Source organism: Lelliottia sp. RWM.1 (assembly GCF_016859735.1).
In the GTDB taxonomy this organism is placed as follows: Bacteria; Pseudomonadota; Gammaproteobacteria; order Enterobacterales; family Enterobacteriaceae; genus Enterobacter.
In genome coordinates this window covers 1-7,633 of record NZ_WLVC01000076.1, presented here as the reverse complement: position 1 = coordinate 7,633, position 7,633 = coordinate 1, and the positions used below count along the sequence as shown (strand labels likewise).

Annotated in this window: 7 protein-coding genes and 2 pseudogenes; 3 read left to right on the top strand and 6 right to left on the bottom strand. The window is 43.5% G+C overall.

Features of this window, described 5'->3' with window-relative positions:
* Nucleotides 1-8: 8 nt before the first annotated feature.
* Nucleotides 9-1,547 carry a ThiF family adenylyltransferase gene (locus GF617_RS25745; RefSeq protein ID WP_375291209.1) on the top strand — a complete coding sequence of 513 codons (1,539 nt, stop codon included), beginning with the start codon at nucleotides 9-11 and terminating at the stop codon, nucleotides 1,545-1,547.
* 44 nt (nucleotides 1,548-1,591) lie between these two features.
* Here the strand turns inward: GF617_RS25745 and GF617_RS25740 are convergent.
* Nucleotides 1,592-1,720, bottom strand: a pseudogene (locus tag GF617_RS25740) (DNA polymerase V subunit UmuC); the annotation flags it as partial.
* Nucleotides 1,720-2,143, bottom strand: a pseudogene (gene umuD / locus GF617_RS25735) (translesion error-prone DNA polymerase V autoproteolytic subunit). The pseudogenes GF617_RS25740 and umuD, both read right to left, overlap by 1 nt.
* 339 nt (nucleotides 2,144-2,482) lie before the next feature.
* Between umuD and GF617_RS25730 the strand changes: the two are divergent.
* Entirely contained in the window at nucleotides 2,483-3,586 is a 1,104-nt protein-coding gene (locus GF617_RS25730) for a hypothetical protein (protein WP_203452728.1), read from the top strand.
* A 34-nt stretch (nucleotides 3,587-3,620) separates the two neighbouring features.
* On the opposite strand, the gene GF617_RS25725 is transcribed toward GF617_RS25730, so the two are convergent.
* Complete coding sequence (locus tag GF617_RS25725; RefSeq protein WP_203452727.1) at nucleotides 3,621-4,496, bottom strand: hypothetical protein; 876 nt, start codon at nucleotides 4,494-4,496, stop codon at nucleotides 3,621-3,623.
* A gap of 89 nt (nucleotides 4,497-4,585) precedes the next feature.
* Between GF617_RS25725 and GF617_RS25720 the strand changes: the two genes are divergently transcribed.
* Nucleotides 4,586-5,467 (top strand): integrase domain-containing protein, encoded by an 882-nt coding sequence (locus GF617_RS25720; RefSeq protein WP_203452726.1) that lies wholly within the window; start codon nucleotides 4,586-4,588, stop codon nucleotides 5,465-5,467.
* Between the two features lie 257 nt (nucleotides 5,468-5,724).
* On the opposite strand, the gene GF617_RS25715 is transcribed toward GF617_RS25720, so the two are convergent.
* The 3 genes from GF617_RS25715 to GF617_RS25705 form a co-directional block, all read right to left on the bottom strand.
* Nucleotides 5,725-6,312, bottom strand: coding sequence for a hypothetical protein (locus GF617_RS25715; RefSeq protein ID WP_203452725.1), 588 nt, complete (start codon nucleotides 6,310-6,312; stop codon nucleotides 5,725-5,727).
* Nucleotides 6,313-6,360: 48 nt separating this feature from the next.
* A protein-coding gene (locus GF617_RS25710) for an IS1 family transposase (RefSeq protein ID WP_094106546.1) occupies nucleotides 6,361-7,058 on the bottom strand; the annotation gives its coding sequence in 2 pieces (ribosomal slippage) (nucleotides 6,361-6,809 and nucleotides 6,809-7,058; 699 coding nt in all).
* Between the two features lie 28 nt (nucleotides 7,059-7,086).
* A partial coding sequence (locus GF617_RS25705) for a hypothetical protein (protein ID WP_203452724.1) occupies nucleotides 7,087-7,633 on the bottom strand: 547 nt, incomplete at its 5' end.

Here is a 7,633-nt window from a genome sequence, read left to right as displayed (position 1 = left end):
CGGCCCAGATCCGCGAAATTTTAATCAGCGAGTCAGCTTGGGAAGAAATGACCTGCTTATTCGCACCTTCCCTAACTGACGCTGTTTATGAAGCAATACCAAGTGATGGTCTCCGCCCAACGTCTGGTAAAGGCGAAGGCTTACTTATCCTGCTTTGGATCCCCCGTCTAAGAAACGGAGAAACAGAACGTACGGATGTTATGGGCTATGTTGTGCAAAATTCATTCGGTGAACTTGCCACTGCACTAGATATGCTGGCGCCAAAAAATGAGCGAGGAGTACAGCATCGCGCACGGCTTCTTGGCGGACCAATTAGTACCAAGTGGCGACAATTACCGCTTTTACCAGTTGAAATACGTTCGGCTATGAAGGCCACACATGCGAGAGACATATCTGCCGTTGATTCAGATAGTGCGGCTTTTCGAGGTATTTTAGCTGGAGTTGGCGCTCTTGGTAGTACATTGGCTGATATTTGGATTCGAATGGGTTGGGGGACATGGACTTTTATTGATCCAGATCGGCTCCTTCCACATAATTTGTCTCGCCATATTGGATTTGATTGTCATATTGGAGTCTCAAAACCCCATATTATTCAGCATATTGCCGAATCTATTTATCCGCATGAGCCCCTCCCTCAGGCGATCCATAAAAGTATTCTTGATGACGATGATGATATTGCCAAAGCAGTAAATGAGGCTGACTTAGTTGTGGATGTCAGCACCACCTTTGAGGTGCCGAGGACTCTAGCGTTAAAAGATGATATACCCAGAATAGTTAGTCTGTTTCTGACTCCATCAGGTCAGTCTAGCGTGATGTTAATGGAAGATGTAGACAGACAATGCCGAATTGATGCAATTGAGGGGCAATACTATCGGGCAATTTTGAGCAGCGAGTGGGGAAGCACTCACCTACAGCACAATTATGGCGATCGTTGGGTCGGTGGTGGATGTCGGGATATTTCTGTACGTATGTCCAGTGAATGTATTCATGTTCATGCCGGTATCCTCTCACGCCAACTTCGCCAGACTGCACTGAAAGGAGATGCTCGATTGTGTATCTGGGTATCTGATGAAATTTCAGGCGCTGTGGATGCACATGAAATTGAACTCCATTCCGTGGTATCTATAATTTCTGGCGAATGGGTTGTTAAATATGACCAAGGCTTAGCGCAAAAATTGCAACACACCCGTTTACAGGCTCTGCCTAATGAAACAGGAGGTGCAATTGTTGGCATAACAGATTTTAAGAACAAAACGATTATTCTGGTTGACGTGTTCCCAGAACCGATCGACAGTAAATCCTCTCCAGCTTCTTTTGTCCGGGGAGAAACGGGACAACAAGAAGCATTAGAACGGGTTCACCAGTTGACCGCTCGTGTTGTCGATTATGTTGGCGAATGGCACTCCCATCCTCAAGGTTTTTCAGCAAAAGCCAGTAATGAAGACGATAATTTAATCAAAAAATTACATCAGAAAATGCGTGTCGAGGGTTTACCTGCTGTGATGCTAATTGTTGCGGAAAACGATATCAATATTGTAGTCAGATAAAATTTACCTCATCAGCACTACAACGTTACTTGCAATTCCACATAATCTATCGATCTTGCTATTACGCAACCGTCATTATTGCTCAAAACCACTACAGGGACGCTGCGTAGGTCAGGTCTGAACACCTTTTCGCAGCTTGCGTAAAACGAGTTAACATCAGCCAGGGCGAACATTACTGCGCACCGCGAGTTTTATGGACAAAGGCAGTAACAACCCCAAAAATTTGTAGCTGTCCTGGTTCTGGCCACAGTGTTGGATATGCAGGATTCATTGGTTGCAAGGCCGGGCGTGGAGTAAGCAGGAGTCGTTTAACAGTAAACTCACCTTTGATCTCAGCAATAACAATATCGCCGTGCCGGTTCTGCCTTATCCACAATCATCAAATCGCCTGAATGCAGACCAATGTCCGTCATTGAGTTCCCTATGGCTCGTACAAAATAAGTCGAGCCTCGCCGCTGAATACAGTATTCATTCAGGTCAAGTTCGGCTTCTACGTAATCTTGTGCCGGCGAAGGGAATCCGGCAGGGCATCGCTCAGTGAAAAGGGGGGCGGTAAAGGGCGCGGGGCTGGGCGCTGCTGGGACAAAACGAAGCATACTAAACCTCAAATAATACTGTATTAATAAACAGTATTATTAATCTTTTTTGGAAGCTTTCAAGTTGTATCAGCAGAGTTATTGGTAATCCTCTGTTATTGCGCAGGAAATTTTAGCTATGGAAGAAAGGAGTAACACCTGCCTGACAGCCCATCACTGGCTCTTTGTCGTGTAGGAAGGAGAGCAGTGAAATAGGCAAAATGCATAAAATCGTAATCACTTTGATGCTTTATTTTGATTGTTCTATCTGATAATGTCTGTTAAAACGTAATCACAGACTTGAGGGAAGGCATGTTCAGATTCACACAGTTACTACAAAGCCTGATCAAAACGGGGAACATGGTTGCTGAAGATCGCATATCACAACTTGAAGATACATCCGTTAAGGAATTAACTACAGTTCGACTTCGTCCCGAAACAAAGGCCTATTTGCAATCGCAAAGCGAAACTCTTGGCGTTTCACTTTCTCAAGTAATTAATATGATCCTTGACGGCGTGGTTTCAATGGAAATGAAACCAGCAGCTGATAACAAAATCAAAGGAATATATGACAGGATTATGTCGCTGTTTGAATTGCATAACATCAATACAGTTGATATGGCGAAAATGCTCTCCGGTTATGGGATAAAGTTATCGCATCTTCGAAATCCGGATAAGTTTATTGATATTCTTTCAATGGATATGATTAAGGAGATAGCTGACTGGTTTTCTATTAATTATAAATGGATCATAGGAGAAGCAAACGAGTTATATTCTCCTCGGGATAACACCTGGTATAAGGATTCCTATGGTTTCTCGCTACTGTTGTTGGAGAAATCATTCCGATATTCTGATCTTAAGGTTTCGGTGGTTAAGGCAAATAACGTATCTTTTGAGAACGCTGAGAAACTTGAAGAGCAATATTCCAGGTTGTATGTTGGATTCATATTAAGTTATACATCTATAGTTAATGGTGTATCTTTTACAAAATACGAAGTTTGCGAGTTCCAGAGATGGAATTATGATAAATGCCGTGGTTATTTAAGGTTCATTTTTTATTTTCTGGATTCTGTCAGGACGAAAATAAACTGCCAGGGCGTATCATTCAATGAGGAGATTGTTGATGGTTTGATGGCTGGTAGGCTATTTCCATCAACAATTAAAGGGATGTTATCAGAAACTTGGTTCATTGCTGATCGAATAGGTCATATAGAAAGTAATTATGATGTAGAGGTAAATCCAGTTGAGTATTTAAATAGATTTAACAGGCTTATACGTTTATTGCGTTTCGGTAGTTCTGTGTCAATTTCAGACATTGAATATACAACGAAAGACTTTTCATATGGATGGATTATAAAGTATTCATGTAATGGGGAGTTTTACACGGAGTTTTACCACAGTCTTGCCACTGGTCTGGACGATATTTATGATAAGTTCTTCGTCGAGAATCCTTCAAAAAGGTGACTAAAAAAGGTGACTATTGATTACATGTAAATCATTAAAGGAACCCTTCAAATTTTGGAGGGTTTCCTGCAGACTCGTCTTCCATGTCACAGATAAAAACTTGATAAAGGATCACGCTCCGATCTAATATCTTTCTCGTTGTACCGTTGCGTTGTATGCAACATGCCAATGCCTCGGCGATCTGAGAGAGGCGCCTTCGGGTGATCGCCATGCCAATGCCACCATGACCTGAGAGGTGGCGCCTTCGGGCGGTAACTTCGTTTACCCTTTGAAAACGAAGATCGCATACAGTTTGAATCTGGCGATGAAGGTCCCTTTCACTTCTGTATCTGTTTTTCAGATACGTCTTGCAGCCGTTGTCTGGCGCAATTTTCTTATCGTTTTCACTCTTTATGACGCTGCTGGCCGTTGCGAACTTTGCGGCGTGGGTATGTCCATTTGGAACATTTGGGCATCTTCCACGACTGCATTGAGAGCAGAGGAGCGCGGCGTCACTTGTGCACGAGTGAAACGAGTACCAAGTGACGCGCGCAGCGCATAACTGGCAGAGCTGACGCACTGCCATTTCGACAACTTTTTTACCAACTGACCAACACGTATTTAAGGTTTTGAGAGCCTTAAAACGTACTTCATTCACTGTTTGTTCATTTATCAACCAAACGTCTTTCCCGTAAAAACGGGTAAGGACTTCATTCTGAAAGGAGAAAATCGACACGATATCGATGGCGACACCAGTCAACATACTGGTGTGTGGAAGCAGACTGATTAATTTCAGCCCGGTGCAAACCGCGAACAGGTCAGAGACCTGGGGAGCTTCGCAATAACTCAACATTTCGCCGCCCCGATGCACAGATATCTGTCGAGACGCAGGAAGCGCAACCATAAACCGTGCCGTCGGGGTGAAATTCATCGTCTGTAGCTGTGGCGCAGCCGGTGTCAGTGCTTTTCCGTTCACGCAGACGGAAAAGCACTGACACCTGTTTAAATGGAGGGTTGTTGATGGCAAAACTGAATAAAAATCTTAAAACGCTTGCCAGGCAGGCAGGGGGAAGTTTTAAAACCGTTTCTGACCGAATGAAAATTGCAGACAGGTTTGCCGAACGTTTATTAAAACTTAATGTTCAAATCAGAGATATTAAAAATATCAAGACAGGGCATATCGAATTGTATATGAAGAGCCGTCTTTCCGAAGATATTTCCAGACGCACACTTCAGAACGAAATGGCAGCTATCAGGGCTTTGTTACGGGTTGCGGGGAAAACATTCATGGCGAATCCTTCTCACGAAAAACTGAGCAATCAGGCTCTGGGTATTTCGGAAACGAGCCGTGATGGAACGAAGGTTGCTATTCCCGATGCTTATTTTCGGCAGGTATTGACGAGTGTAGAGCAAAAGGATAATGGCGTTGCATGTGCAATGAGGCTATCCAGATTACTCGGTTTAAGAACAGAAGAAACAGTACAGTCTGCTAAATCATTGCGTACCTGGCAAAAAGCTTTACTCAATGGAGACGAAAAAATACGTGTTGTATTCGGGACAAAAGGAGGGCGTCCAAGAGATACAACGATATTAGATCGTGAGTTAACTCTGGCTGCAATCAATGCGTCCCTTAAACACTTGAATGAAAATAATGGAAAGTTGATTGATAAGCCATCATTACATACAGCTATTGAGCGTTATCGCAATGTTGTCCGTGAATCCGGATTAACAGGAAAATATGCGCCTCATAGTTTACGTTATGCCTACTCTGTTGATGTCATGAATTATCATATGAAAAAAGGTTTCACTAAAGAAGAGGCACAGGCTCTGGCATCAATGGATTTGGGACATGGCGATGGCAGGGGACATTATGTGGCTCGTGTTTACAACAAAGTTGAGTAATAGGATATCGATATAATTACCATTCACTGTATTAGCGCGGACATCAATTGCTTGAAAAATTGCGATGTCATTATTTAATTTATTGCTGTTGTACTAAGAATTATTTTTCATAAGTTGACAAAGAGCCTAATCACACCTTTAAAAGTCAAGATAAATCCGTTTATCTGTCGGGAGAAAATACGAAAACATCTAATATCCTAGCCCATAAATAAAAGATGTAGGCTACGTAAGAAAACAACAGTTTAACTGCGCTCCAACTAATCGGTTTCAGGCGCCAGGGGATGCCGTAGATAGTGTTCCTGAAGTACATCAGCTATTGAGTTCAGTTTATCTTCCTTAACAATGGCCAGGATGTCCCTTCCGTTTTTCCAGTCCAGAGTTATTTTGGTGTTTCTTTTTTTATGATAGAGCAAACATTCAAGTGCTTTAGGTTCAAAATCTGAAGAAGTCCAGAAAGAAAAGGTCATCTTACGGTCGCGGTAAACTTGAATTTGACTGTAGTATTTCCGGATGCGTTGAACACGGTCAATCCATTTTTCAATCATTTCTACGGTAATTAGCCGTTTAACTTCATATCCCTTGCATTCGTAACATTTAATTTCTGCTTCGGCTCTGAAGCCAATAACATCAATTTCAGCTTTACCTGCCTCAGTACTGATTTGTTTATTCAGATCCACAGTGCTGACATTTTGGGTTTTTAGGACGATGTGGCCCACTAACATCTCAAACATTACACCTCTTATGTTGATTGCAGCGCCTTCAATTCTTGTAAGTCCTTTAAAAAGCTCATTAATTTTTTCTGGGTTAGCGGCTGCAATAGCTCCGGCGCGATTAAGTGTATTCAATAAACTCGATAATAATGTTGAGATGTCTTTTCCGGTAATGACTCCAACTTACTGATAGTGTTTTATGTTCAGATAATGCCCGATGACCTTGTCATGCAGCTCCACCGATTTTGAGAACGACAGTGACTTCCGTCCCAGCCTTGCCAGATGTTGTCTCAGATTCAGGTTATGTCGCTCAATGCGCTGAGTGTAACGCTTGCTGATAACGTGCAGCTTTCCCTTCAGGCGTGATTCATACAGCGGCCAGCCATCCGTCATCCATACCACGACCTCAAAGGCCGACAGCAGGCTCAGAAGACGCTCCAGTGTGGCCAGAGTGCGTTCACCGAAGACGTGCGCCACAACCGTCCTCCGTATCCTGTCATACGCGTAAAACAGCCAGCGCTGACGTGATTTAGCACCGACGTAGCCCCACTGTTCGTCCATTTCAGCGCAGACAATCACATCACTGCCCGGTTGTATGCGCGAGGTTACCGACTGCGGCCTGAGTTTTTTAAGTGACGTAAAACCGTGTTGAGGCCAACGCCCATAATGCGTGCACTGGCGCGACATCCGACGCCATTCATGGCCATATCAATGATTTTCTGGTGCGTACCGGGCTGAGAGGCGGTGTAAGTGAACTGTAGTTGCCATGTTTTACGGCAATGAGAGCAGAGATAGCGCTGATGTCCGGCAGTGCTTTTGCCGTTACGCACCACGCCTTCAGTAGCGGAGCAGGAAGGACATCTGATGGAAATGGAAGCCACGCAAGCACCTTAAAATCACCATCATACACTAAATCAGTAAGTTGGCAGTACTACCGTCTTTTCCAAGTAAATTCGACACTGTCGTAGCCATAACGCCAGCCTGCTTCGCAAGACGAAAGCCTTCTTTGTCAAAACGTTCTGCTATCAACATGGCAAGAAATGGGCGAGTGTTACGCATATTTCTGCATCTTTGCACTTTGGTTAAATAGGATTGAATGCTTTTACTATCTAAATCCCCGTAGATGATATCCGCAACAAAGAATCCATTATTCATTCCATTTTTTTTCACAGCCGCTATTGGCAGAACATATGACGGAGCACAGAGATCCCAATGGTGGTGGCTAAACGATGGCATATTCTGTGAATTCCGGACTTGGATCTTGTTGAAACTACCAAGGCCATTACATCTAACCCAGTCAGCGACGCCTTTAATGAGAATATCTTCGACCAACAATTGGCTGCGAACATGTCTGGTATCCGTTACGCCGTTTAAATCATTTTGAATCGCCACAGATAATCTAGACACTTCCGAGCCGCTGATAATATTGTTTTTCGTATTCAGTTGGTGGCATATG

Coding starts and splice junctions, on each gene's coding strand:
- GF617_RS25725 (WP_203452727.1), bottom strand. CDS start 4,496: ATGAATTTCACCCCGACGGCACGGTTTATGGTTGCGCTTCCTGCGTCT.
- GF617_RS25730 (WP_203452728.1), top strand. CDS start 2,483: ATGGTTGCTGAAGATCGCATATCACAACTTGAAGATACATCCGTTAAG.
- GF617_RS25720 (WP_203452726.1), top strand. CDS start 4,586: ATGGCAAAACTGAATAAAAATCTTAAAACGCTTGCCAGGCAGGCAGGG.